This window comes from Nonomuraea sp. NPDC003560, from assembly GCF_042878785.1.
Taxonomy (GTDB): Bacteria; Actinomycetota; Actinomycetes; order Streptosporangiales; family Streptosporangiaceae; genus Nonomuraea.
Window position 1 is genome coordinate 198,073 of the sequence record NZ_JBIAOF010000001.1, and the last position, 24,304, is coordinate 222,376.

A 24,304-nucleotide genomic window follows, 5' to 3' on the forward strand; every position below is an offset into this window, starting at 1 on the left:
TGCCGAAGAGACTCGGGTGCCCGCGACTCGTCGGCGCGCCGCCCCGGGCTTGACCAAGCAATTGCTTGGGTCTTACCGTCGGAGGCGAGGACCCCGTCCACCCGCCTCCGGAGGCTTCGCCATGATCGAGTTCCATCCCGTGACCAAGCACATCGGCGCCGAGGTCACCGGGGTCGATCTGCGCAAACCCCTCTCCCCGGAAGACGTCGCGACCCTGCGCGAGGGGTGGCTGCGGCACCTGGTGCTGTTCTTCCGCGACCAGCACATCGACGACGAGCAGCACCTGCAGTTCGCCCTCAACTTCGGCACGATCAACCACCCGGCGTTCAAGAAGGACTCCGGCAGCCCGATCCACATCCTCGACCAGACCTCCCCGAAGGGCGAGGGCGGGGACGAATGGCACAGCGACAACACCTTCGAGCCCACGCCGCCGATGGGCTCGCTGCTGCGCTGCATGCAACTGCCGAGCGTGGGCGGCGACACCTGCTGGGCCAACACCTACCTGGCCTACGAGACGCTGTCGCCGTCGATCCAGCGGCTGTGCGACGAGCTGACCGCCGTGCACGACATCACGATGTCGATGAAGAAGGCGATCTCCAAGGGGCACCCGTTCGACCTGGCCGAGATCCAGGCCAAGTGGCCGCCGGTGGAGCGCCCGGTGGTCCGCGTGCACGCCGAGACCGGGCGCAAGGCCCTGTTCGTCAACCGGGCCTCCACCACCCGCCTGGTGGGGCTGAGCGACCGGGAGAACGAGGCCCTGCTGCCGCTGCTCATCGACCACATCCGCTCGCCCGAGTACCAGTGCAGGCTGAACTGGCGTCCCGGCACGCTGGCCTTCTGGGACAACCGACCCACCCAGCACTACGCGGTCGCCGACTACACCGAACGCCGCCGCATGCACCGCGTCACGATCAACGCCTTCCCCGAGCACGCGGACGAGGAGCGCCTCACAGCTTGAGCGAGGCCCAGCCCGACAGGGCGAGGAACAGGAACAGCAGCGTCTCCACGCCGTAGACGATGTTGCGTCCGGTCGGGCCGAACAGCACGTACGCCACGGCGGCGAGCGTGCACCCGACCACGAGGAGCACGTCCACCACCCCGAGCACGATCGCCAGCGCGAGGCGCACCAGGAACCACAGGAAGCCCAGGCCGAACCAGCTCGACATCGTGGAGTCGTCGTAGGCCCACCTGGACAGCGCCATGGGGGAGTAGAAGGAGGTGTCCCAGTACTCCTGCCAGCGCTCCCCGACGCCTGCCGACCGCTCCTTGACGGTGGCCTGGGCGTTCTTGAACTCGATGGTCCGCACGGCGCCGTTCGTCACGTCGATGAGCACCTGCCGGCGGACGACCTGGATCACGGCCGTGCCGTTCACCACGGCCATGAACTCGCCGGAACCGCTGTTGACCTTGTAGATGTGATCGAAGCCCGCCACGTCCGGCTTGTCCGGGCTTCTGCGGGCGTCGCGGACGACCACGTAGAAGGCGTCGTCGTCGGCCTCGGGCAGGTTGTACTCGGCGCCGATCGAGAAGATGCCGACCGGCGTGACCAGCGAGGTCTCCCCCGAGACCTGCACCTTGCCGTCGCTTCCCCATTCCAGCTTCACCGGCAGGAAGGCGGGGTGGTAGGACGCCTTCACGTCGGTCCCGGCGCAGCCCGCCGTGGTGAGGATCATGACGGCCAGCACCACCCGGGCCATCATCTCGAAGTGATCTTTCGTGTTCCTCCGGCGACGCGTCGCCGCCGGTACGACCGGGGTGTGGACAAGCCCCGTCATCAGCCCTCCTGGGGGGCGAAAGCGCTTGACGACTGCTCAACGTTCCGTCCCGCCCCCCGGTTCCGCACGGCGGACCCCGCACCTTCGTCCGGACGGGGACGCGCGGTGGGCCTGTTCCGTCGGTGGAAGCTGGTAATAAGGGGGGCATGATTGAAGCCCCCGACGCGGCGATGCTGCGCGAAGAGGCCGAGGAGCGGCTGCGGGCCCTGGCCGGCGACCACGCCCGGCTGCGAGACGACCAGTGGTCCGCCATCGAGGCGCTCGTGCTCGACCGGCGCAGGGTCCTCGTCGTGCAGCGCACCGGCTGGGGCAAGTCCGCCGTCTACTTCGTGGCCACCGCCCTGCTGCGCGAGCTCGGCGAGGGCCCCACGGTCATCGTCTCGCCGCTGCTCGCCCTCATGCGCAACCAGATCGCCGCCGCCGAGCGCGCCGGCATCAGGGCCGTCACCATCAACTCCGCCAACCCCGAGGCGTGGGAGGAGATCTACGGCCAGGTCGCCGAGGGCATGGTCGACGTGCTGCTGGTCAGCCCCGAGCGGCTCAACAACCCCGACTTCCGCGACAACGTGCTGCCCGAGCTGGCCGAGAGCGCCGGGCTCGTGGTCGTCGACGAGGCCCACTGCATCTCCGACTGGGGCCACGACTTCCGGCCCGACTACCGCCGGCTCGCCACGCTGTTCGACGAGCTGCCGCCCGGCATCCCGGTGCTGGCCACCACCGCCACGGCCAACGCCCGCGTCACCCGCGACGTCGCCGAGCAGATGGGCGAGGGCACGTTCGTGCTGCGCGGCCCGCTGGAGCGCGAGAGCCTCCACCTGAGCGTCGTCAAGCTGCCCTCGGCCGAGCAGCGCCTGGCCTGGCTGGCCCAGACCCTGCGCGAGCTGCCGGGCTCCGGCATCGTCTACACGCTCACCGTCGCCGCCGCCCACGAGATCGCCGGCTACCTGCGCGAGCAGGGTCACGAGGTGGCCGCCTACTCCGGCCAGACCGACCCGGCCGAGCGGCTGGCGGCGGAGGAGGCGCTGCTCAACAACAAGATCAAGGCGCTGGTCGCCACGAGCGCGCTCGGCATGGGGTTCGACAAGCCCGACCTGGGCTTCGTCGTGCACGTCGGCGCGCCGCAGTCGCCCGTCGCCTACTACCAGCAGGTCGGCCGGGCCGGGCGCGGCGTCGAGCGGGCCGAGGTCATCCTGCTGCCCGGCACGGAAGACCGCGAGATCTGGGCCTACTTCACCTCCCTGGCCTTCCCGCCCGAGCCCGTCGTGCGCGCCACGCTCCAGGCGCTCGAACAGGGCGGCGTGATGTCCACCCAGGCCCTGGAGACCGCGGTCGACCTGAGCCGCAGCCGCCTGGAGATGATGCTCAAGGTCCTCGACGTCGACGGAGCCGTGCGCCGGGTCAAGGGCGGCTGGGAGTCCACCGGCGAGCCCTGGGCCTACGACACCGAGCGCTACGCCCGCATCGCCGCCGAGCGCAAGGCCGAGCAGGACGCCATGCTGCGCTACCTGACCACCGAGGAGTGCCGCGAGCAGTACCTGCGCAGGCACCTCGACGACGACACCGCCACGCCCTGCGGCCGCTGCGACAACTGCACCGGCCGCCACCGCTCGCCGGAGATCGCCGCCCAGGCCGTCGAGACCGCCCGCGAACGTCTGAGCAGGCCCGGCGTCGAGATCGAGGCGCGCAGGCAGTGGCCCACCGGCCTGGCCGACCTGTCCGGCAGGATCAAGCCCGAGCTCGGCGCCGAGCCGGGCCGCGCGCTCGGCCGGCTGACCGACATCGGCTGGGGCAACCGGCTGCGCGAGCTGCTCGCCGGAGCCGACGGGCCGATGGCCGACGACATGTTCAAGGCCGTCGTCCAGGTGTTGTCGGCGTGGGACTGGCAGGAGCGGCCGGTGGCCGTGGTCAACGTGCCGTCGGCGACGCGCCCGCAGCTCGTGCGCGGCTTCGCCGAACGGCTGGCGCAGGTGGGCCGGCTGACCTACCTGGGCGAGCTGGGCTACCGGGCGGGGTCGCCCGGCCGGCAGTTCAACAGCGCCAAGCGCGTCCAGGCGATCAGGGGCACGCTGGCGATGCCGAAGGACCTCGGCGCCGCGATCGCGCAGTGCGGCGGCCCGGTGCTGCTGATCGACGACCGCGTGGACACGGGCTGGACGATGACCCTGGCGGCGGCCCTGATCCGGCACGCGGGCGCGCCGGCGGTGCTGCCGCTCGCGCTGGCCACCACGTCCTGACCGGCGGAAGGAAGCCCGGCCGGGGCAGGGGAAGCCCGGCCGGGGAACGGGTCAGAACGGCGGGCGCGCGCCCAGGTGCATGATGGCCTTGGCGGCGAGCCGGCACCCGGCGGCCAGCGACTCGGCCGGCGGCTTGCCGGCCAGCCACGGCGGCAGGAACCCGGCCGAGAACGCGTCACCCGCGCCCGTGCCGTCGACGATCTTGTCGACCGGCTCGGCGGCCACCCGGACCGGGTCGGGGCGGCCGTTGCTGAACCACAGCGCGCCCTCGGCGTTCATCTTGATGACGACCTGCGGGAACCACGCGGTGAGCACCTTGGCGGCGGCCTCGGCGTCGTCGCGGCCGGTCAGCACCTTGGCCTGGTCGATGTTGGCGAACAGCAGCTTCGCGCCGTTGGTCCATTCGAGGAACGGCTCGGCGCCCGTGCGCTCCAGCGGCGCCGAGGAGGCGCAGTCGACGGAGATCGACATGCCCGTGCGGCGCGCCATGTCGAGCGCCGCCAGACCGGCGTCGCGCGAGCCCTCGTTGACCAGCGTGTAGCCCGACAGGTGCAGGTGGGCGCCCGAGGCGAACAGGTCGCGCGGCAGGTCTTCGGGGGACAGGGCGGCGTTGGCGCCCGGGTCGGAGAGCATCGTGCGCTCGCCCTTGTGTGTGACGAGCACCACGCAGGTGCCGGTGGGCCGCTCGGGATCCATGACGAGCCGGGCGTCGACGCCGTAGCCCATCAGCTCCATGTCGCGGTTGCGGCCGGTGATGTCGGCGCCCCGGCGGCCGATGAAGGCCACCTCCGCGCCCTCGACGGCGAGCCACGAGGCGATGTTGGCGCCGGAGCCGCCGCCGTGCATCGTCACGATCGCGGGCGTGTCACTCGCCCTGGCGAGCGCGTAACGGGCGCGCGCGACCGCGTCGGTCATGAGATCGCCCACCACGACGACCCGCGTCATGATGCCACCACCTTGCTGCCTTCAGAACGACCCTGGCCACGGCAAAACTAACAGCTTCCGGGCTGTTCGTGGGGCTGACCCCGGACACCGGGCAGCAGTCGATGCACAAGCGTTGCCCAAGAGGCCCACCGGTCTTGGCATGTGGGATGCGGGTTTACGCTCGTGGCGTGGAGGCACAGTATCCGGCTCACTGGGAGGCCGACGTCGTCCTGGCCGACGGGGGCACCGCGCACGTGCGCCCCATCAGGCCCGCCGACGCCGACCGTCTCCGTGCTTTCTACTCCCGTCTGTCGGCCGAGTCGATCTATTTCCGGTTCTTCGGCCCCCGGCCCCGGCTGTCCGACCGCGACGTCGAGCGCTTCACCAACGTCGACTACGTCAACCGCGTGGCCCTCATCGCCACCATCGGCGCCGAGATGGTCGCGGTCATCCGCTACGACCGCACCGAGCCGGGCGAGGCCGAGGTCGCCTTCCTGGTCGAGGACGCCCACCAGGGCAGGGGCGTGGCCTCCGTCCTGCTGGAGCACCTGGCGGCCACGGCCCGCGAGCGCGGCATCGAGCGGTTCGTCGCCGACGTGCTGCCCGCCAACATGAAGATGATGGGCGTCCTGCGGCAGGCCGGCTACACCGCGCAGAGCCAGTTCGCCGACGGCGTCGTCCGCATGACCCTCGACCTGACCCCGACCGAGACCTCGGCGGAGGTGACGACCTCGCGCGAGCACCGGGCCGAGTCGCGCTCGATCGCGCGCCTGCTGGCCCCCGGCTCGGTCGCGGTCATCGGCGCCTCGCGCGAGCCCGGCGGCGTCGGCCAGACCGTCCTGCGCAACCTGCTGGCGGCCGACTTCACCGGCCCGGTCTACCCCGTGCACCGGCAGGTGCGGGCCGTCGCGGGCGTGCGGGCCTACCCCAGCGTGACCGAGATCGACGGCGAGGTCGACCTGGCGGTCGTGGCCGTGCCCGCCGAGGGCGTCCTCGACGTGGTCAAGGAGTGCGCCGAGAAGGGCGTGCACGGGCTGGTCGTGGTCTCCTCCGGGTTCGGCGAGACCGGCGCGTCCGGCCGCGCCCGGCAGGACGAGCTGGCCCGCATCGCCCGCTCCTACGGCCTGCGCGTGGTCGGCCCCAACTGCCTGGGCATCGCCAACACCGACCCGGCCGTCAAGCTCAACGCCACGCTGGCCGCCACCGTGCCGGGCCGCGGAAGGGTGGGTTTCTTCAGCCAGTCGGGCGCGCTCGGCACCGCGCTGCTCCAGCGCGTGGCCCAGCGCGGCATGGGCATCTCGTCGTTCGTCTCGGCCGGCAACCGCGCCGACGTCTCGGGCAACGACCTCCTGCAGTACTGGGAGGAGGACGCCGCGACCGAGGTCATCCTGCTCTACCTGGAGTCGCTGGGAAACCCGCGCAAGTTCACCCGGCTGGCCAGGCGCATCGCGCGCAACAAGCCGATCGTGGTGGTCAAGAGCGGCGGCACCCCGGCCGGCCACTCGGCCGAGGAGCTCGGGCTGCCCGACTCCGCGATCAGCTCCCTGTTCGCCCAGGCCGGCCTGATCAGGGTCGACGACCTCATCCAGCTCTTCGACGTGGGCCAGCTCCTGGCCTACCAGCCGCTGCCCGCCGGGCCCAGGGTCGCGCTCGTGACCAACTCCGACGCCCTCGGCCTGCTGGCCGCCGACTCCTGCCTGGCGGCCGGCCTCGAACCGCGCCCGCCGGTCAACCTGGGCGCCGCGGCCGGGCCGGCCGAGTTCGGCGCGGCGCTCGCCGGCGAGCTGGCCGCCGACGAGGTCGACGCGGCCGTCGTGATCTACATGCCGCCGATCCCCGGCGAGTCGGACGAGGTGGCGGCCGAGCTGCTGCGCGTCTCGCAGGGGTCCGCCAAGCCGGTGCTGGCCACGTTCCGCGGGCATCTCGGCATGCATCCGTCGCTGCGCGTGCCCAGCGGCTCCGGCGGCACGCCCGCGCGGGGCTCCATCCCGTCGTACGCGGCTCCGGAGGAGGCGGTCAGGGCCCTGGCCCACGTGGTGCGGTACGCCACCTGGCGGGCGCATCCGGCCGTGCCGCCGCCCGAGCTCGACGGCCTCGACACCGCCCGCGCCCGCGAGCTGGTGCTGGCCGCGCTGTCCGGCGCCCCGGCCCCGGCGGGGGAGGAGCCGGGCGGGTTCGCCGAGCCAGGCCCGCCGGTCGAGATCGACGCCACCGAGCTGCTGTCGTCCTACGGGCTGACCGTCTGGCCCGCCGAGGTCGTCCGCTCGCCGGAGGAGGCCGTGGCCGCCGCCGAACGGCTCGGCTGGCCCGTGGTGCTCAAGGTGGCCGACCCGGGGGCCTCGCGCCGCGCGGGCACCGTACGCCTGGGGCTCACCGGCCCCGAGATGGTGCGCCACGCCTACGCCGAGTTCGCCGACCAGCTCGGCGAGCGGGTCGAGCTGGCCGTGCAGCGCATGGCGCCGCAGCCGGCCGTGCCCACCGTCGTGGGGGTCGTCGAGGACCGCGCGTTCGGGCCGGTGGTCTCGTTCGGGCTCGGCGAGGTGACCGCCCGGCTGCTGCTGGACCAGGGCTTCCGGCTGGCGCCGCTGACCGGCGAGGACGCCGCCGCCCTGGTGCGTTCCGTACGCGCGGCCCCGCTGCTGTTCGGCGAGTACGGCTACCCGCCCGTCGCCGTCCCCGCCCTGGAGGAGCTGCTCGTCCGCGTGGGCCGCCTGGCCAACGACCTGCCGCAGGTGGCCCGGCTCGACCTCGACCAGGTGCTGGTGGGCGAGTCGGAGGTGCTGATCCTGGGCGCCCGCGCCACCCTGCGCACCCCGGCCGGACCACGCCTGGACGGCGGCCCGAGAAGGCTCTCCTGACCGCGCGCACAATGTCGCTCATGTCTAGACAAAGACGTTCATAGAGCGTTATGTCTGGCGGGTGAGTGCACTGCGCGGCCCTGGCAGGATGGAGGCATGAGGGAAACCCGAGTCTCAGCCGCGGGCCTGCGTGAAGCGATCGAGCGCAGCGGCTACTACCCCGACCTCGTCACCGATGCGGTCGAATCCGCGCTGGGCAAGGAGGCCGTGACCGCGTTCGTGGTCCACCACGAGGCCACCTTCGATCCCGCGATGGAGGTCCGCAGGCACGTCACCGTCCTGGTGCTGTCGACGTCGAGGCTGCTGGTCTGCCACACCGACGAGCACCCGGCGGTCGAGGGCGTCTCGGCCTCCCACGCGTCCACGACCACCGAGGCGGTCCGGCTGAGCCGCGTGCAGTCGGTGGCCGTCACCCGCGTGGTGCCCGACCCGGCCTCCTACGTGCCGGGCGTCCCGCCCACGGAGGTCACCCTCACCATCGGCTGGGGCGCGATCTCCCACGTCGACCTGGAGCCGGCCACCTGCGGCGACGAGAACTGCGACGCCGACCACGGCTACACCGGCGCGATCACCGCCGACGACCTGTCGCTGCGGGTCAGCGAGGCGGCCGACGGCCCCGAGGCGGTCACCCACGTGCTGGCCTTCGCCAAGGCCCTGTCCGAGGCCACCGCCCGAGCCGCCGCCTGACCACGACGGCCCGCCGTTCGGCACATCGCCCGGCCACCCCAGGCGACCGTCAGAGCCACCGTCAGGGCCGCCGCCTGACCACCCCCGGCCACTAGGATGTGGGGATGCTGCCGGACTACGGCGCCGGGTCGCTGGCGGACCTCCCCGGTTCGCTGCTGGCCGCCCTCGGCCTAACCGAGCCCAACCCGCTGGCCCTCGACCCCGCGGCGCGCGTCTGCCTGCTCCTGGTCGACGGCCTGGGGGCCGAGCTGCTCCGCGCCCACCCCGAGACCGCCCCCTTCCTGTCCGCCCTGCCCGCCCGCACCCTCACCGCCGGTTTCCCCGCCACCACCGTCACCAGCCTGTGTTCGCTCGGCACCGGCCTGACCCCGGGCGAGCACGGCATGGTCGGCCTGACGCTGGCCGTCCCCGGCACCGGCCACCTGTTCAACTGCCTGCGCTGGACCCTCCCCGGCGGCCGGACGATGGACCCCGAAGAGTGGCAGCCCGCCCCCACCGTCTACCAGCGAGCCGCGGCCCAGGGCGTCGACGCCGTCTACGTCGCTCCCGCCGAGTTCGAGGGCTCCGGCCTGACCAGGGCCGTCTACCGAGGCGTTCGCCATGTGCCCGCCGACGGCGTCGACGACATCGTCGCCCGCGTCGGCGAGGTGCTGCGCGCCGCGCCCCGCGCCCACGTCACCGCCTACTACGGCAAGCTCGACGCCGTCGGCCACATGTCCGGATGGGGTGGCGCGGAGTGGCTGGGCGAGCTGGCCGTCGTCGACCGCCTGGCCCGGCGGCTGGCCGAGTCGCTGCCGGCCGGTTCGGCCCTCTACGTCACCGCCGACCACGGCATGGTCAACGCCACCGAGAAGCTCGACGCCGAGCGGGTGCCCGCGCTGACCGAGGGCGTGGCGCTGCTCGGCGGCGAGGCCCGGGCCAGGCACGTCTACGCCGAGCCCGGAGCCGCCGGGCACGTCCTGGAGGCGTGGCGCGCGACGCTCGGCGACCGCGCCTGGGTAGTGTCCAGGCAGGAGGCGGTCGAGTCCGGGTGGTTCGGGCCCCGGGTGCGCGAGGCGTGGCTGGGGCGCATCGGCGACGTCGTGGCCGTGCCCCGCGCCGGTCTGGCCCTCACCGCCCCCACCCGTCATCCGATCGAGGCGCTGTTCACCGGCTACCACGGCTCGCTGACCGCCGCCGAGCTCAACGTCCCGCTGCTGGAGGTATCCACCCGATGAGTGCGCTGATCACGCCCGCCGAGCTCGCCGCGCTGCCCGACGTGTCCGTGCTCGACGTGCGCTGGCGGCTCGGCGGCCCGCCCGGCGTGCAGCTCTACCGCGAGGGGCACCTCGCGGGCGCCGTCTTCTGCGACGTCGACGCCGACCTCGCCGCGCCGCCCGGTCCCGCCGGCCGCCACCCGCTGCCCGGCGCCGACGAGTTCCAGCGGGCCATGCGCGCGCTGGGCGTGTCCGACGCGCGCCCGGTCGTGGTCTACGACGACGCCGGCTCCACGACCGCCGCCCGCGCCTGGTGGGCCCTGCGCTACTTCGGCCACCGATCCGTACGCGTGCTCGACGGCGGCCTGGCGGCCTGGGCCGAGGCCGGCCTGCCGATCACGAAGGACGAGCCCGAGGTCGCGCCGGGCGACTTCACCGCCAGGCCCGGCGGCATGCCGACGCTGACCGCCGACGAGGCCGCCGCGGTGGCCGCCGAGGGCGTGCTGCTCGACGCCCGCGCCGCCGAGCGGTACCGGGGCGAGGTCGAGCCCGTCGATCCGGTGGCCGGGCACGTGCCCGGCGCGGTGAGCGCGCCCACGACCGGCAACGTCGACCAGGGCGGCAGGTTCCTCGCCCCCGCCGTCCTGCGCGACCGCTTCGCGGGGCTGGGCGTGCGCGCGGGCGTCCCGGTGGGCGCCTACTGCGGGTCGGGGGTCACCGCCGCCCACGAGGTGCTGGCCCTGGAACTGGCCGGCGTGCCCGCGGCCCTCTACGTCGGCTCCTGGTCGAACTGGGTCGCCGACCCCGCCCGCCCGGTGGCCACCGGCTGACGCCCGAACGCGGTCAGCCGGCCGGACGGACGGGCCGGTCGCCCGCCCCGAAACAGACGAACCCCAGCAGGCCGGTCTTGGCCGACGCGCAGGCCAGAGCCGCGTCCGGCGCCTGCCCATCGGCCAGCAGCTCGTGGAAGGCGCCCATCATGGCCATCGCGGCCTCGTCCCCGATGGGCACCATCCCCGCCACCACGCACGAGCTCCCGCGCGCCAGGAACGTGCCCGGCAGCCCCAGCGGCGCCCCCTCCGCAGGGGTGCGGGCCATGCCGGAGTTGCACGCCGACAACACGACCAGCTCCGGCGCGCGGTGCAGGCCCAGCAGGTCGTAGGCCATGAGCTGCCCGTCGCCGAGGGTGATGCCGGACAGCAGCGGGCTGCGGGCGTGGAAGGCGCCGTGCGCGGCCAGATGGAGGACGTCGGCCTCGCCGAGCGCCGCCAGCACGGCGTCCCGGCGGCCGGGCACCGCCCGCGCGCCCGGATGGCAGGCCAGCACGCGGGCCACCTCCTCCTCCGCGTGGGCCAGCTCGGGGCCGGCCGCCGCCAGCACCACCGGCGCTCCCGCCCGCACGCGGGCCCGCCGCCGCGCCCCCACCCACGCCGCCGCGCTCGCCGCCACGCTCACAGGACGCTCGCGCAGCCCCGGCAGCGCGCCCCAGGGCAGGGTGTGCAACGGCCCCACCGGCACCACCACCAGCGGCCGGTCACCGAGCTCGGCCGCGAGCGGCCCCAGCAGCAGCCGCTCCAGCTCCGCGCCGGCGCCGGTCAGCTCGGTGAGCGCCTGCGCGGGACCGGCCACGTCGAGCCCCGCACCCCACTGACGCAGGGCGTGGCGCAGCCGCATGATCGCCTCACGCGCCTGCCGCACGCCGCCCAGCCGCCGCAGGATCAGCCGGTCGGCGGTGATCAGCACCACCAGCAGCGTCTCCTCCTCGGCCACGAACTCCACCAGCGCCGCGCCGTCGAGCGCCGCCCGGACCCGGTCGATCTCCACCAGGCCGCAGGCGTGTTCCGGCGCCGCGACCGCACGCCACCGCTCGGCCCACTCGAACACCTCGCCCGCGCACCCGTCGCGCACCGCCAGGCCCAGCCCGAAGGCGGCCAGCCGCTCACCGGACCGGGCCGCGTGCGCCCGCAGCGCCGGATCCTCGAACGTCTCCACCTGCCCGCTCACCTCGGCCAGCCCGTCGCGGACCGCCCGCAGCGCGCCCGTGACGTCCTCCCGCAGCGCCGCCTCCAGAGCCAGGGCGTGCTGGCGGACGGTCGCCGGGATCTGCGCGAGCTGCGTGGTCTGCGGCTCGGGGGCCAGCGAGGTCAGGCGGGTGCCGGCCGGCATCCAGCGTTCGGCGCGCTCGGCGTGCCGGGTGAGCCTGCGCAGCTGTGCCGAGGCCACCGGATGGTCGTCGACGGCCAGCGCCGCCTCGGCCGCGCTCAGCCGCAGCGCCGCGGCGGCGGCCATGTGCGAGGAGACGTCCTCCAGCTCGTCGGCGCACTTGATCAGATCGGCGACCAGCTCGGACGTGACCGGCCCTATCGCCAGCCTGGCGCGCAGGACGACCTCGCCGGCCAGCGGCAGCCACGACAGCCGCTCCTGCTCGGCCAGCTCGCGCGCCGCCTGCTCGGCCACCTGCCGGGCCCGGTGGGGATCGCCGGTGAGCAGCTCGACCTGGGCCAGCTTGAGCCGCGCCTCGGCCAGCGCCACCTGCGCGCCGGAGGACTCCAGATCGGGCACGGCCAGGCTCAGCATCGCCCTGGCCTCGCCGGGCAGGTGCGCCGCCAGCAGCGCGCCGGCGAAGTCGGCCCGCATCGTGGCCAGCCGCTCGGGGAAGCCGAACAGGGTGTCCTCGGCCTCCCGGTAATGCTCGAACGCGCCCGCGATGTCCCCCCGCCGCACGGCCAGGAACGGCAGGTTGGCGGCCGACAGCCGGGCCAGGTGGCGCAGGCCGGCGTACTGGGCGATCTGCAGGCAGGCCGCGATGTCGCGCATGGCGGCGTCCCAGTCGCCGCGGTAGGCGTGGATCAGGCCGCGGTTGAGCAGGCCGCCGGCCAGGAAGCGCCGGTCGTCGACCGTGCCGGGCGCGGCCACCAGGGCCCGCAGCGACCGGTCGCAGGCGGCGATGGCCTCCTGGTGGCGGCCCAGGTGGGCCAGGGCTACCGCGCGCTGCGTGTCGAGCTTGGCGCGGTCGAGGGGCGACAGGTAGGCCCAGGCCAGGGCGGCCACGCGCAGGGCCTGGAGCGGGTGCCCGCGCTCGGTGCGCACGGTGACCAGCGACAGCCGCGCCTGGGCCTGGCGCTCGGCCGGGGCGCCCGGAGTGGCGATGGCCTGCCGCAGGCAGTGTTCGGCGCTGAGGAGGTCGCCCAGCTCGCGGGCGGCCAGAGCCATGGCGCGCAGCGCGATCGCCTCGGCTTCGGGCGCCTCGGCGCGGCGGGCGGCGGCCAGGACGGTGCGGCCGGCGTAAAGGGCCTGCTCGGGATCGACGTGCGCGCGCAGCACGGCGGCCTCGGCCGCCTCGACGAGCGGACCGTGGTCGGGGGCTGATCCTGGTGGGGGAGAAGTGACGCTCATGGGGGGCTGACCGGCGGGGAGGAGGGGTGGGGGCGTACTGCGTGGGCGGCGGCGTCACGGCCGGATGCGCACCCACCTGGTCTGGACGGGGGCATGACCGGGACGGTGGCACACGATGCTCAGCCAGCCGGGCGGCAGCCCGGTGGCGGCGAACCGGCCGTCCTGGGCGACCTGCCGGGTGAGCGTCAGGTGGGGGGTGCGCACGTCGATGGCGGCGCCCTCCCCGGGATCGGGAAAGATCTGCCCGGCGACGTCGATCAGCCCGTCGCCCACGGTCACCTCCAGGTCGAAGGTGAGACCGTCGGTGACGAACCGCACCAGATGCGAGCCGTCGTCGCGGTCGGGCGCACCGGACCGCGCCGCCCGGCCACCGCCGTGGTCGGCGGGGTTGGCGGTCACCGCCTGGGGGACGCGCAGCCCGTAGATGTCACGCGCGGCGGCCGACACGTGCCCGGGCATCGGATCCATGCCGGCGGCCAGCCGGAGCGCTGCCAGGAAGTACTCGTCGTTGATCATTGCGCTGTCTCCTGTAGTGAGAGCAGAGTGCGCAGTTTCTCCAGGCAGCGGGCCCTGGTCGGCCCCACGCTGCCCACGGGCAACCCGAGCCGCATCGCCATCTGCTGGTTTCCCAGATCGGTCGCGACCAGCTGCAGCAGAGTGCGGCAGGGTTCCTGCAGGGCGGAGACCGACTTCCACAGCAGCCGCCTGCCGTCGGCCTCCAGCACGGCGGACGCCGGATCGGGCTCCTCGACGGCGCCGAAGGTGGGCCTGCCCTCCGGATCGGCGACCAGCAGGCCCGACGGCTCCTTCCGGAGCAGGAGGAGCGCCTCGCGGCGGGTGGTGGTCATCAGCCAGCCGCCCACCCGCGAGGGGTCGCGGATGTCGTGCATGTGCTGGAGCAGCCGCAGCCAGGCGCCCTGGACCGCGTCGGCGGCGTCGGCCTCGCCCAGCCCGCACGAGCGGGCCAGCGCCCACATGCGCGGGCCGAACCGGGACTCCATCTCGTCCCAGGCGGATCGGTCGCCGTCGGCCGCGTCGCGGAGCAGCTCCGCCGGATCGCGCAAGTCGCTCATGCGGCCTCCTTTCGTCCCGCACGGGGAGGTCATCCTGCCTCACCGTGATTGGCCGAGGACTGAGCGTAAACTCTACAGACTCGTGGGTACGAGAACTCCCAGATCGGGAATTTGCCGGGACTGCCGGGGGTCGAGCAGTCGTTCGACGGCTTCCTTGGCCGGTTCGCGCCGGGCGGCGTCGGCCACGGCCCCCGACACCAGCGCGGTGGCGAACGACGTGCCGCTCCAGGCCGCGTAGCCGGCGAACTCGCCGGTGTCCAGGAAGCTGCTGGTCAGCCAGTCGCCGCAGGCGCAGGCGTCGACCCAGGTGCCGTACCCGGAGAAGGGCGCGCGGCGCTCCTGGGCGGCGTCGAGGGCCGCCACGCCCACCGCGCACGGCAGGGCGGCGGGCCAGAACGGCCGGTCGGAGGCGGTGTTGCCGGCGCAGGCCACCGTCACGGTGTCCTTCAGCGCGCCGATGGCGTCGGCCAGCAGGGGCGGCGGCCGGTCGTCGAAGGAGTGGCAGCCGAAGGAGAGGTTGAGCACCTGGGGCGGGTCCTCGCGCATGCGGTGGAGGGTGCGCACCACGGTCGCCTCGTCGCCCAGGCCGTCGCCGTCGAGCACCCGGCGGACCCGCAGCCTGGCGCCCGGGGCCCGGCGGGCCAGCAGGCCGGCGACGAACGTGCCGTGCCCGGCCTGCGCCCCTTGGGCCGCGTCGGCGCTCTCCGGGCCGAGCCTGGAGTACCAGTCGCTGCCCGACCACCACGGGTGCTTGGCCACGCCGGTGTCGAGCAGGGCCACGACCACGTCCGAACGCGACCTGGCAGGTCTGAAGGATACGGGCGGCGTGGGGAACGGCCGGGACGCCGGCCCGCCGAAGAACAACGGCTGGCCGGTGAGCACGTGGTTGGGTGAGGCCCGGAAGCCCCGGTCACGAAGCTCGGCGGTGATCTCGCACGGGTCCACCCCGGCCGACAGGTGCAGGACGGTGACCCCGTCGGCCTCGGAGACCGCCTGCGTCCAGCGGGCGGCGGCCGACACCGCGCCCCGGTCGACCAGCACCTGGCCTGGCCGGATGAACGCCTCGCCGACAGATTGCATGTCCATGAGCCGGTTGTTTCCCCGCCCGCCACAACTGTCACGTGACACGCCCGCACCAACTTGGTATGGCCCCCCTCTGGTGTCCGATGGCGACCGACGGTAGTCTTCCCCTAGTCACTTGTGATCATCCCGGGGCGAGGCCGTTGGGGAAGGCGCACCTCGTACCGAAACGGGAGGTCCGGTGTCTGCTCGTGGCGTGCTTTACGTCCACTCGGCTCAGCCCGCGCTGTGCCCTCACATCGAATGGGCAGTCGCGGGTGTCCTCGGCGTGCCCGTTGATCTGACGTGGACACCGCAACCAGCCGCGCCGAACGTCGTGCGCGCGCAGGCGGAGTGGGAGGGCCGCGCCGGCATCGCGGCGGCCATCGCCTCTTCCCTCATGGGCTGGCAGCGCCTGAGATTCGAGATCACCGAGGATCCCTCGCCCGGCGTCGACGGCTCCAGGCACGCCTACACGCCGACGCTCGGCGCCTTCACGGCGGTCATCGGCGCGGCCGGGGACATCATGATCCCCGAAGACCGCCTGCGCGCCGCCATGATGATGGCCGCCCAGGGCCGGTGCGTGCTGGAGGACGAGCTCGACAAGCTGCTCGGCCGGCCGTGGGACGAAGAGCTGGAGCCGTTCAGGTACGCCGGCGACGGCGCTCCCGTCCGCTGGCTGCACGCCGCCGTCTGACCCGTCCCGCCTCCCGCCCAGCGCCTGCCGGGGGCGGCCCGCGGCAAGCACGTCATGCCCTGGAGCCGTCCGGCTTCCCGAACAACGGAAAGGCCCCGCACCGGGTCGCGGTGCGGGGCCTTTCGCGTGGATCTGACCTCTACAGCGGGATGTTGCCGTGGGCGCCCCTGGCCGGGGTGGCCTGGGCGAGCACCTTGGCGATGGCGCCGCGCGTCTCGGCGGGCTTGATCACCTCGTCGATGACGCCCAGCTCCTGGGCGCGGGCCAGGCCGCCGGCGAGCTGCTCGTGCTCCTCGGCGAGCCGCTGCTCCAGCGCGGGCCGCTCGTCCTCGGGTGCGGCGGCGAGCTCGCGCCGCTTGAGCACGCGCACCGCCGCCACCGCCCCCATGACCGCCACCTGGGTGGTCGGCCAGGCGAACACCTTGGTGGCGCCCAGCGCCCGCGAGTTCATCGCGATGTACGCCCCGCCGTAGGCCTTGCGCGTGACCACGGTGACCCGGGGCACCGACGCCTCGGCGAAGGCGTGCAGCAGCTTGGCGCCGCGCCGGACGACGCCGTCGTGCTCCTGGCCGACGCCCGGCAGGTAACCGGGTACGTCCACGAGGACAACCAACGGCACTCCGAACGCGTCACACATACGTACGAAGCGAGCGGCTTTCTCGGCGGACGTGGCGTCGAGGCAGCCGCCCAGCCGCAACGGGTTGTTGGCGACGACGCCGACCGTCCGGCCGCCGAGACGGCCCAGGGACGTGACGACGTTGGGCGCCCATTTGGCGTGCAGTTCGACGCCGGCCTCGTCGAGCAGGCCGTTGACCAGCGGCTTGACGTCGTAGGCCCGGCGCGCGGACTCCGGCAGCAGCGAGGAGAAGTCGACCTCCTCGACCGCGCCGGGCCGCACTCGGCCCTGGTGGCCGAGCAGCGTGGCGAGCCGGCGCGCCTGGAGGTAGGCCTCGGCCTCGGTCTTGGTGACGACGTGCACGACGCCGCTGCGCCTGCTGTGCGGCTCGGGGCCGCCCAGCGCCTCGCTGTCGACGCTCTCGCCGGTGACGCTGCGCACGACGTCGGGGCCGGTCACGAAGATGCGGCCGGTGTCGGCCAGGATCACCAGGTCGGTGAGCGCGGGGCCGTAGGCGGCGCCGCCGGCCGCCGGGCCGACGACCACCGAGATCTGCGGCACGACGCCCGACGCCTTGGTCATGGCCGCGAACACCCGGCCGACGGCGTGCAGCGACTCGACGCCTTCGGCGAGCCGGGCGCCGCCGGAGTGCCAGATGCCGATGACCGGCACCCGCTCGCGGACGGCCACGTCGTAGGCGTGCACGATGTGCTCGCAGCCCTCGCTGCCCATCGCGCCGCCCTGGAAGCGCGCGTCGCTGCAGAAGGCGGCGACGGGCACGCCCTCGATCCTGCCCATGGCGGCCAGGACGCCGCTGTTGTCCTGCGGGGTGATGAGCCGCAGCGAGCCCTCGTCGAGCAGCGCTGCCAGGCGGACGACTGGATCGCGGGGGTCGGCGGGCTTCTGGCCGGAGCCTTCACCCACCACCCGGCTGTCCAGTACGGTCATCAAGCCCCCTTGAAGACGACGGTCACGTTGTGCCCGCCGAACCCGAAGGAGTTGTTGACCGCGGCGATGTCGCCCTGCGGCAGCGAGCGGTTCGCGCCGTGGACGATGTCGACCTCGATGCCGTCGTCGAGGTTGTCGAGGTTGATGGTGGCCGGGACGATCCGCTCCTGCAGCGCCTTGATCGTGAAGACGGACTCGATGCCGCCGGCGCCGCCGAGCAGGTGACCGGTCATGGACTTGGTCGAGGTGACCAGCGGGTGGGTGCCGATGGCCTTGGCCACGGCCTGCACCTCGCCGACGTCGCCCGCCGGGGTGGAGGTGGCGTGCGCGTTGACGTGCTTGACGTCGAGGCCGGTGATCTCGGCGTCGGTCAGCGCCTGCGTCATCGCCATGATGATGCCGCGGCCCTCGGGCTCGGGCTGGGTGATGTGGTGGGCGTCGGCCGAGTAGCCGACGCCGGAGGCGTAGGCGTAGATGCGCGCGCCGCGCGCCTTGGCGTGCTCCTCGGACTCCAGCACCACGATGCCGGCGCCCTCGCCGAGCACGAACCCGTCACGGTCGCGGTCCCACGGCCGGGAGGCGCCCTGCGGGTCGTCGTTGCGGGTGGACATCGCCCGCGCGGCGGCGAAGGCGGCGATGTTGAGGCCGTGGATGGCGGCCTCGGTGCCGCCCGCGACCACCACGTCGGCGCGGCCGAGCCGGATCATGTCCATGGCGTAGCCGATCGCCTCGGCGCCGGAGGCGCAGGCGGAGACGGTGGCGTGCACGCCCGCCTGGGCGCCCAGGTCGATGCCGATCCAGGCGGCCGGGCCGTTGGGCATGAGCATCGGCACGGTGAAGGGCGACAGCCGGTTCCAGCCGCGCTCCTTCCACGTGTCGTAGGCGGTCAGGGTGGTGCTGATACCGCCGATGCCGCTGGAGACCACGACGCCCAGGCGCTCGGGGGCCACCTCGGGGGCGCCGGCGTCCTGCCAGGCCTCCCTGGCGGCGACCAGGGCGAACTGCTCGCTGCGGTCGAGACGGCGGGACTCGGGGCGGGGCAGCACCTCGGTGGGGTCGACCGCCGCCGTCCCCGCGAACCGCACGGGGACGGAGTCGATCCACTCCGTGGTGAGGGTCTCCACACCCGACTGACCGGCGAGGAGCGCCGTCCAGGTCGAGGTGACGTCTCCACCGACGGGCGTCGTCGCGCCGAGCCCGGTGACGACGACACGTACCCGGTTCGCACTCACGTTTTCGCGCTCCTTACTGGTCAGAACTGCTGGGTGTCAGGCCTGGATGAAGTTGAGGACGTCCTTGACCGTCTTCAGGTTCTTCAGCTGGTCGTCGGGGATCTCGACGCCGAACTCGTCCTGAGCGGCCACGGCGATCTCGACCATGGACAGGGAGTCGATGTCGAGGTCGTCGACGAAGCTCTTCTCGGGGGTCACCTCGCCGGCCGGAATGCCGGTGATCTCGTTGATGATCTTGCCGAGGCCCGCGAGGATCTCCTGCTCGGTGGCAGCCATGTCGCTACTTCTCCTTCATTTTCTGGTTTCTGTACGGCTTCCGCCGTACGAGCTGAGGTACGGCGGGAGCCGTACCGGATCCTACGGAATCTCGATCACTTGGCCCGCATAGGTCAGACCGGCGCCGAAGCCGAGGATGAGCGCGAGGTCGCCTGAGCGGACCTCGCCGCGCTCCAGCATCCGCGAGAGCGCGAGCGGGATGGAGGCCGCCGACGTGTTGCCCGCGGTGACGATGTCACGGCCGATGACGGCCTTGTCGGCACCGAGCTTGCGCGCGATGGCCTCGATGATGCGCAGGTTGGCCTGGTGGGGGACGAACGCCGCCAGCTCCGAGGGGTCGACCCCGGCGCGGGCGCACGCCTCCAGGGCCACCGGGTGCAGCGCGGTGGCCCAGCGGAAGACCGTCTGGCCCTCCTGGGAGAGGAACTTGGTGCGGTCGGCGATGGAGATGGCCTCGGACTTGTCGCCGGCGCTGCCCCAGACGACCGGGCCGATGCCGGGCGTGTCGGTCGGGCCGACCACCGCGGCGCCGGCGCCGTCGGCGAAGATCACGGCCGTGGACCGGTCGGTCCAGTCGACCCACTGCGACAGCTTCTCCGAGCCGACGACCAGCACGTTCCTGGCCGCGCCGCCGCGGACGGCGGCGCTGGCGGTGGCCAGCGCGTAGCAGAAGCCGGCGCAGGCGGCGTTGACGTCGAAGGCGCCCGGGGACTTGATGCCCAGCCGGTGGGCCACGACCGCCGCGGCGTTGGGGATCTGGGTCTCCAGCGTGCAGGTGGCCACGATCACCAGGTCGACCTCGTCGGGGGTCAGGCCGCTGGCCGCCAGCGCCTTGCCGCCGGCCTGGACCGCCATGTCCTCGACGGACTCGGTGGCCGAGGCGACCCGGCGCTCCTTGATCCCGACGCGGGACTGGATCCACTCGTCGTTGGTGTCCATGGTCTTGGCCAGGTCGTCGTTGGTGACGACGTTGTCCGGCTGGTAATGGCCGAGGGCCAGAATCCGGGCGCCGGGGGCGATGTCGGGGATCCTCACTTGATCAGCTCCCTGGCCGCGTCGAGGTCGTCGGGTGTCTTCAGCGCCACGGTCTCGACGCCGCGCAGGCCGCGCTTGGCGAGCCCCGTCAGCGTGCCGCCGGGCAGCAGCTCGATCATCTTGGTCACGCCCAGCTCGGCCATCGTCGCCATGCACAGGTCCCAGCGGACGGGGCTGCTGATCTGCGAGATGAGCCGCTGGACGAACTCGGCGCCGCCGGCGGCCGGCCGGCCGTCGGCGTTGGACAGCAGCGTGACCTGCGGGTCGCCGGGCACGACGTTCCAGGCCGCCTCGCGCAGGGCGTCGACGGCGGGGGCCATGTGCTCGGTGTGGAACGCGCCGGCCACCTTGAGCGGAATGAGCCTGGCACGGGCGGGCGCGTCGTCCTTGAAGGCGGCGAGCTGCTCCAGCGTGCCGCCCGCCACGATCTGCCCCGCGCCGTTGATGTTGGCCGGGGTCAGCCCGTGACGCTCGATCGCGGCCAGCACGTCGGCCTCCACGCCGCCGAGCACGGCGGTCATGCCGGTCTCGGTGACGGCGGCGGCCTTGGCCATGGCCTGGGCGCGCTCGCGGACCAGGCCCAGGGCCTGCTCGGAGGTGAGCACCCCGGCCAGCGCGGCCGCGGCGAACTCGCCCACGCTGTGGCCGGCCAGCACGTCGGGGGAGGCCCCCAGCGCCTCGGCGGCGGCCAGCGCGGCGGCCACCAGCAGCGGCTGGGCCACGGCGGTGTCGCGGATCTCGTCGGCGTCGGCGGTGGTGCCGTAGGCCACCAGGTCGATCCCGGCGACCTCCGACCAGGCGCCGAGTCTGTCGGCCAGACCGGGCAACTCAAGCCAGGGGGTCAGGAAGCCTGGGGTTTGGGCGCCTTGGCCCGGAGCGACGAGTACAAGCACAAAAACCACCATGCCCTGTAGAACTTCGACACGCGGATGGAGATCCGTACGAACTTTGTCCCGGGTGCTTTGTAGGAACCCTACAGTGAAGATTTCGGGAATGTTACGTTAGGGCCCGCCATGCCGCGGCGCCTTCGGAAAGCCGGCCCAGGATGAGACCGACCTGCAGCGTGAAGGCCGACCTGCCCTCGGTGGGCTGGTAGCCCGTGAGCTCGGTGATCTTCTTCAGACGGTAGCGGACCGTGTTCGGGTGCACGAACAGCAGCCGCGCCGTCGCCTCCAGGGAGGTGCCCTGTTCGAGGTAGGTGGCCAGCGTATCGAGCAGGGGTGTGCCGGCCAACGGCAGGTAGACGTTCTCGATGAGCTGCTCCCTGGCGTCGGCGTCGCCGTCGAGGGCGCGTTCGGCCAGCAGGTCCTCGGCGTGCACCGGCCTGGGGGCGTCCGGCCAGCCCGCGGACGCCTTCAGCCCGGCCAGCGCGGCCCGCGCCGACCGCGCGGCGGCGTGCAGGTCGGGCACCTCGGGACCGATGACGATCGGGCCCACGCCGAAGCGCGCCACGACCTGCCGGGCCGCGTCGTGGACGCTGTCGGCGCCGCCCACGATCACGATCAGCCGGTCGGCCTGCACGCCGGCCAGCAGGTCCATGCCGATGCGGCGGCCCTTGTCGCGCAGGCCGTCGATGACCGCGCGCGGGTCGTCGTCGGGGGCGTGCCCGGCGATCACGACGACGGGGGAGGAGGTCCAGCCGAGGGCGGCGGCCCAGGAGTGGAGGCCGTCGTCGACCTCGCCGCGCACCAGCGCGTCGACGATCAGCGCCTCCAGTCTGGCGTCCCAGGAGCCGCGGGCCTCGGCCTCGCGGGCGTAGACGTGCGCGGCGGCGAAGGCCACGTCGCGGGTGTAGCGCAGCATGGCCTGCTGGAGCTGGTCCTCGCCGCCCGGCGCGGCCAGCTCGTCGGTCTGGGCCTCGACCACCTCGACCACGATCCGGACGATGTCGACCGTCTGCTGGAGCGAGATCGAGCGCTTGAGCTCGCGCGGGGCCGTGCCGAAGAACTCGATGCTGGGCGTCGGCCGGTTCTCGCCGGCGTGCTGGAACCACTCCACGAACGCGGCGATGCCGGCCTGGGCCACCAGGCCCACCCACGAGCGGTCCTCGGCGCTGAGCGCCCGGAACCAGGGGAGCTGGTCGTCCATGCGGGCCATCGCCGCCGTGCCGAGCGCGCCCATGGCGCGCTCGAGCCTTCGCGTGGTGTCCTCCCGGGTCCGGTCTGTCACGCCTCCTAGAGTGCCAGGTCGCTTCCGATGACCGGAACGGTGGTGTTTCAGATGACCGCAACCGCCGTGATCAGGCCGATCGCCACGTGGGTGACCGCCAGCAGGCGCGCGCCGGGCTGCAGCTCCGGCTCCTTCACCAGCTCGCGTACGGAGATCCCGACGACCTTGTCGAACACCAGCATCGCCACCGTCTGCACCACGATGCCGACCAGCCCGAACACGGCCGTGCCCGCCAGCCCCTCGGCCAGCCGGCCGCCGGAGGACCAGATGGACGCGGCCACGATGAGCCCGATCGCCGCCAGCGCGGACGTGGTGAGCAGCGTCGCGTTCGCGTTGCGCTGGGTGCGGATGATCTCGCTCAGCTTGCCGGGCGTGGCCCAGTCGATCACGTAGAAGCCGACGATCAGCAGGATCACGCCGACGGCCGCGTACGCGGCGATCGCGCCGGCGCCGCGGGCCAGGACTTCGAGAAGGGTCACGTCATTTCCAATCACGGGGGTGCTTCAGTTCGCGATGCGATGAGGGACGAAGGAGGAGGTGTCGTCGGTGATCAGGCCGGTGGTCTCCCTGATGCCGAGCCCGGCGGCCTCGTCGGCGACCACCCAGGCGCCGAGCACCGGCCGCTGGCCCTCGAACGCCGGCAGGGCCTGGAACCCCTGGAAGACGTAGCCTTCCCGGCCGTAACGGCCCGGGGTCTCCTGGGTGCCCTCGGGGGTGACGATGCGCATCGAGGCGCCCTCCCTGCCCAGCAGCGGCTTGGCGATGTAGGAGGTCAGCTCGCGCGGCCCGTCGAGGTAGGCGGGCAGCAGGTTGGGATGGCCGGGGTAGAGCTCCCACAACACGGCGAGCAGCGCCTTGTTCGACAGCAGCGACTTCCACAGCGGCTCGATCCAGGTGGAGTGGCGCACCGCGTGCCGGCCGAAGTCGTCGGCGAGCATCCACTCCCAGGGGTAGAGCTTGAACGCCGAGCGGATCATCTCCTCCCCGGCGTCGACGAAACGGCGGTTGAGCTCGTCCCAGCCGATGTCCTCCATGGCGACGGCGACCGTCCGCCGGCCCGCCTGCTCGGCGGTCTCCTGCAGGTAGGCGACCGTCATGGCCTCCTCGCCCGTCTCGTCGGCGTTGGTGAAGGCGAAGTGCGTGGGGCCGGGCGGCAGCGGCAGCTCGCGCCAGCGCTCGATGAGCCGCTCGTGCAGGGAGTTCCACTGGTCGTCGCCGGGGTGGACGTCCTGCAGCCAGAACCACTGGATCACCGACGACTCCACCAGCGACGTCGGTGTGTCGGCGTTGTACTCCAGCAGCCGGGCCGGGCCGGTGCCGTCGTAGCGCAGGTCGAAGCGGCCGTACAGGTGGGGGTCGCGGCGCTCCCAGGAGCGGGCCACGGCGTCCCTGGCCCACTCGGGGACGGCGAAGTCGGCGTAGCGGCCGGTGGAGACGACGTGCTCGACGGCCCGCAGGCACATGCCGTGCAGCTCCTCGACCTGCTCCTCCAGCGACTCCACCTCCTCCAGGGACAGGACGTAGTGCACCGACTCGTCCCAGTAGGGCCTGCTCAGGCCCTCGGGGTGGGCCATCCGGTGGTAGGCCAGGCCCTGGCCCTCGATCGTCTTCTCCCAGCCGGGACGGGCGATGCCATGCTCGCGGCGCACGTCAGCTCCCGCCGCCCCAGCTGTTGCCGAAGCCGCCGCGCTGGATCGACTTGCCGCTGCGGGTGGAGATGTTCACGTCGGACGGCCGGTACGTGGTGCCGCCCTGCATGCGGTTGCCGACCCGGCGGCCGCCGTAGTACCACATGTACGCGCCGCGCGAACCGGCGTAGTAGTGGGACCCGCCGCCGCCGCTGCCGCCGTCGTCGTCGCAGTAGTCGTCGTCGACGACCTCGTACGTGCCGTCCTCCAGCTGCACCACGCAGTCGGCGGTGACGTCGTCGTCGTCCTGGGTCGCCGCGCAGTAGCCCACCAGCATCACCGACAGGACCCCGAGAATGGTCAGTGGGACGGCCTTGGACGACTTGCGTGGGGGTGGGGGAGCCGGCATGCGCGGCGGTTGTGCCATGTGGTTCCTGCTTTCCTGGGCGAATCAGCCTATCGGTGCGCTTCGCCCCTGTTCAATGCCGGTCGTCGTCCGCT

22 protein-coding genes are annotated in these 24,304 nt (G+C 73.3%); 7 read left to right on the forward strand and 15 right to left on the reverse strand.

Features of this window, described 5'->3' with window-relative positions:
* The first annotated feature begins 121 nt into the window (after nt 1-121).
* Nucleotides 122-958, forward strand: a complete 837-nt coding sequence (locus ACFYUV_RS00950; RefSeq protein WP_358284271.1) for a TauD/TfdA family dioxygenase — start codon at nt 122-124, stop codon at nt 956-958.
* Here the strand turns inward: ACFYUV_RS00950 and ACFYUV_RS00955 are convergent.
* A complete protein-coding gene (locus ACFYUV_RS00955) occupies nt 948-1,775 on the reverse strand; it encodes a hypothetical protein (RefSeq protein ID WP_387663638.1) in 828 nt (275 codons plus the stop codon). The genes ACFYUV_RS00950 and ACFYUV_RS00955 overlap by 11 nt on opposite strands.
* 146 nt (nt 1,776-1,921) lie before the next feature.
* Between ACFYUV_RS00955 and ACFYUV_RS00960 the strand changes: the two genes are divergently transcribed.
* Nucleotides 1,922-4,009 (forward strand): RecQ family ATP-dependent DNA helicase, encoded by a 2,088-nt coding sequence (locus ACFYUV_RS00960; RefSeq protein ID WP_387663640.1) that lies wholly within the window; start codon nt 1,922-1,924, stop codon nt 4,007-4,009.
* A 51-nt stretch (nt 4,010-4,060) separates the two neighbouring features.
* Here the strand turns inward: ACFYUV_RS00960 and ACFYUV_RS00965 are convergent, their stop codons facing one another.
* Nucleotides 4,061-4,954 (reverse strand): sugar kinase, encoded by an 894-nt coding sequence (locus ACFYUV_RS00965; RefSeq protein WP_352323632.1) that lies wholly within the window; start codon nt 4,952-4,954, stop codon nt 4,061-4,063.
* Between the two features lie 167 nt (nt 4,955-5,121).
* Between ACFYUV_RS00965 and ACFYUV_RS00970 the strand changes: the two genes are divergently transcribed.
* The 4 genes from ACFYUV_RS00970 to ACFYUV_RS00985 all read left to right on the forward strand — a co-directional run bounded on the left by ACFYUV_RS00970 (nt 5,122) and on the right by ACFYUV_RS00985 (nt 10,504).
* Nucleotides 5,122-7,791: a GNAT family N-acetyltransferase gene (locus ACFYUV_RS00970; RefSeq protein ID WP_358284279.1), complete on the forward strand. Its 2,670-nt coding sequence runs from the start codon at nt 5,122-5,124 to the stop codon at nt 7,789-7,791.
* Nucleotides 7,792-7,887: 96 nt separating this feature from the next.
* Nucleotides 7,888-8,478, forward strand: a complete 591-nt coding sequence (locus ACFYUV_RS00975) for a DUF5998 family protein (RefSeq protein WP_387663643.1) — start codon at nt 7,888-7,890, stop codon at nt 8,476-8,478.
* A gap of 104 nt (nt 8,479-8,582) precedes the next feature.
* On the forward strand, nt 8,583-9,695 hold the full coding sequence (locus tag ACFYUV_RS00980) for an alkaline phosphatase family protein (RefSeq protein ID WP_387663645.1): 1,113 nt from the start codon (nt 8,583-8,585) through the stop codon (nt 9,693-9,695).
* Nucleotides 9,692-10,504, forward strand: a complete 813-nt coding sequence (locus ACFYUV_RS00985; RefSeq protein WP_387663647.1) for a sulfurtransferase — start codon at nt 9,692-9,694, stop codon at nt 10,502-10,504. The genes ACFYUV_RS00980 and ACFYUV_RS00985 overlap by 4 nt, the downstream gene beginning before the upstream one ends.
* Nucleotides 10,505-10,517: 13 nt before the next feature.
* Here ACFYUV_RS00985 and ACFYUV_RS00990 read toward each other — a convergent pair whose 3' ends face one another.
* From ACFYUV_RS00990 to ACFYUV_RS01005, 4 genes are all read right to left on the reverse strand, one after another.
* Nucleotides 10,518-13,070, reverse strand: coding sequence for a CHAT domain-containing protein (locus ACFYUV_RS00990; protein WP_387663649.1), 2,553 nt, complete (start codon nt 13,068-13,070; stop codon nt 10,518-10,520).
* Nucleotides 13,071-13,124: 54 nt separating this feature from the next.
* Entirely contained in the window at nt 13,125-13,586 is a 462-nt protein-coding gene (locus ACFYUV_RS00995) for a hypothetical protein (protein WP_352323638.1), read from the reverse strand.
* Complete coding sequence (locus ACFYUV_RS01000; protein ID WP_352357697.1) at nt 13,583-14,143, reverse strand: sigma-70 family RNA polymerase sigma factor; 561 nt, start codon at nt 14,141-14,143, stop codon at nt 13,583-13,585. Before ACFYUV_RS01000 ends, ACFYUV_RS00995 begins: the two co-directional genes overlap by 4 nt.
* Before the next feature lie 72 nt (nt 14,144-14,215).
* The gene (locus tag ACFYUV_RS01005; protein WP_387663651.1) at nt 14,216-15,229 is read right to left on the reverse strand and encodes a S8 family serine peptidase; all 1,014 of its coding nucleotides are present in this window, start codon (nt 15,227-15,229) and stop codon (nt 14,216-14,218) included.
* 175 nt (nt 15,230-15,404) lie between these two features.
* Here ACFYUV_RS01005 and ACFYUV_RS01010 point away from each other — a divergent pair, with 175 nt between their 5' ends.
* Nucleotides 15,405-15,899, forward strand: a complete 495-nt coding sequence (locus ACFYUV_RS01010) for a DUF3145 domain-containing protein (protein WP_352323642.1) — start codon at nt 15,405-15,407, stop codon at nt 15,897-15,899.
* A 139-nt stretch (nt 15,900-16,038) separates the two neighbouring features.
* Here the strand turns inward: ACFYUV_RS01010 and ACFYUV_RS01015 are convergent, their stop codons facing one another.
* From ACFYUV_RS01015 to ACFYUV_RS01055, 9 genes are all read right to left on the reverse strand, one after another.
* Nucleotides 16,039-17,463: an acyl-CoA carboxylase subunit beta gene (locus tag ACFYUV_RS01015; protein WP_387663653.1), complete on the reverse strand. Its 1,425-nt coding sequence runs from the start codon at nt 17,461-17,463 to the stop codon at nt 16,039-16,041.
* The gene (gene fabF / locus ACFYUV_RS01020) at nt 17,463-18,695 is read right to left on the reverse strand and encodes a beta-ketoacyl-ACP synthase II (protein WP_358284293.1); all 1,233 of its coding nucleotides are present in this window, start codon (nt 18,693-18,695) and stop codon (nt 17,463-17,465) included. The genes ACFYUV_RS01015 and fabF overlap by 1 nt, the downstream gene beginning before the upstream one ends.
* A gap of 36 nt (nt 18,696-18,731) precedes the next feature.
* Nucleotides 18,732-18,971: an acyl carrier protein gene (locus tag ACFYUV_RS01025; protein ID WP_125639869.1), complete on the reverse strand. Its 240-nt coding sequence runs from the start codon at nt 18,969-18,971 to the stop codon at nt 18,732-18,734.
* A gap of 81 nt (nt 18,972-19,052) precedes the next feature.
* On the reverse strand, nt 19,053-20,006 hold the full coding sequence (locus ACFYUV_RS01030; RefSeq protein ID WP_358284296.1) for a beta-ketoacyl-ACP synthase III: 954 nt from the start codon (nt 20,004-20,006) through the stop codon (nt 19,053-19,055).
* On the reverse strand, nt 20,003-20,899 hold the full coding sequence (locus ACFYUV_RS01035; protein WP_387663656.1) for an ACP S-malonyltransferase: 897 nt from the start codon (nt 20,897-20,899) through the stop codon (nt 20,003-20,005). Before ACFYUV_RS01035 ends, ACFYUV_RS01030 begins: the two co-directional genes overlap by 4 nt.
* A gap of 103 nt (nt 20,900-21,002) precedes the next feature.
* Entirely contained in the window at nt 21,003-22,127 is a 1,125-nt protein-coding gene (locus ACFYUV_RS01040; RefSeq protein ID WP_352358034.1) for a helix-turn-helix domain-containing protein, read from the reverse strand.
* A 95-nt stretch (nt 22,128-22,222) separates the two neighbouring features.
* Entirely contained in the window at nt 22,223-22,654 is a 432-nt protein-coding gene (locus ACFYUV_RS01045) for a DUF350 domain-containing protein (RefSeq protein ID WP_352323647.1), read from the reverse strand.
* A 24-nt stretch (nt 22,655-22,678) separates the two neighbouring features.
* Nucleotides 22,679-23,824: a glutathionylspermidine synthase family protein gene (locus ACFYUV_RS01050; protein WP_387663658.1), complete on the reverse strand. Its 1,146-nt coding sequence runs from the start codon at nt 23,822-23,824 to the stop codon at nt 22,679-22,681.
* Between the two features lies 1 nt (nt 23,825).
* The gene (locus ACFYUV_RS01055; RefSeq protein ID WP_387663660.1) at nt 23,826-24,230 is read right to left on the reverse strand and encodes a hypothetical protein; all 405 of its coding nucleotides are present in this window, start codon (nt 24,228-24,230) and stop codon (nt 23,826-23,828) included.
* Between the last annotated feature and the right edge of the window lie 74 nt (nt 24,231-24,304).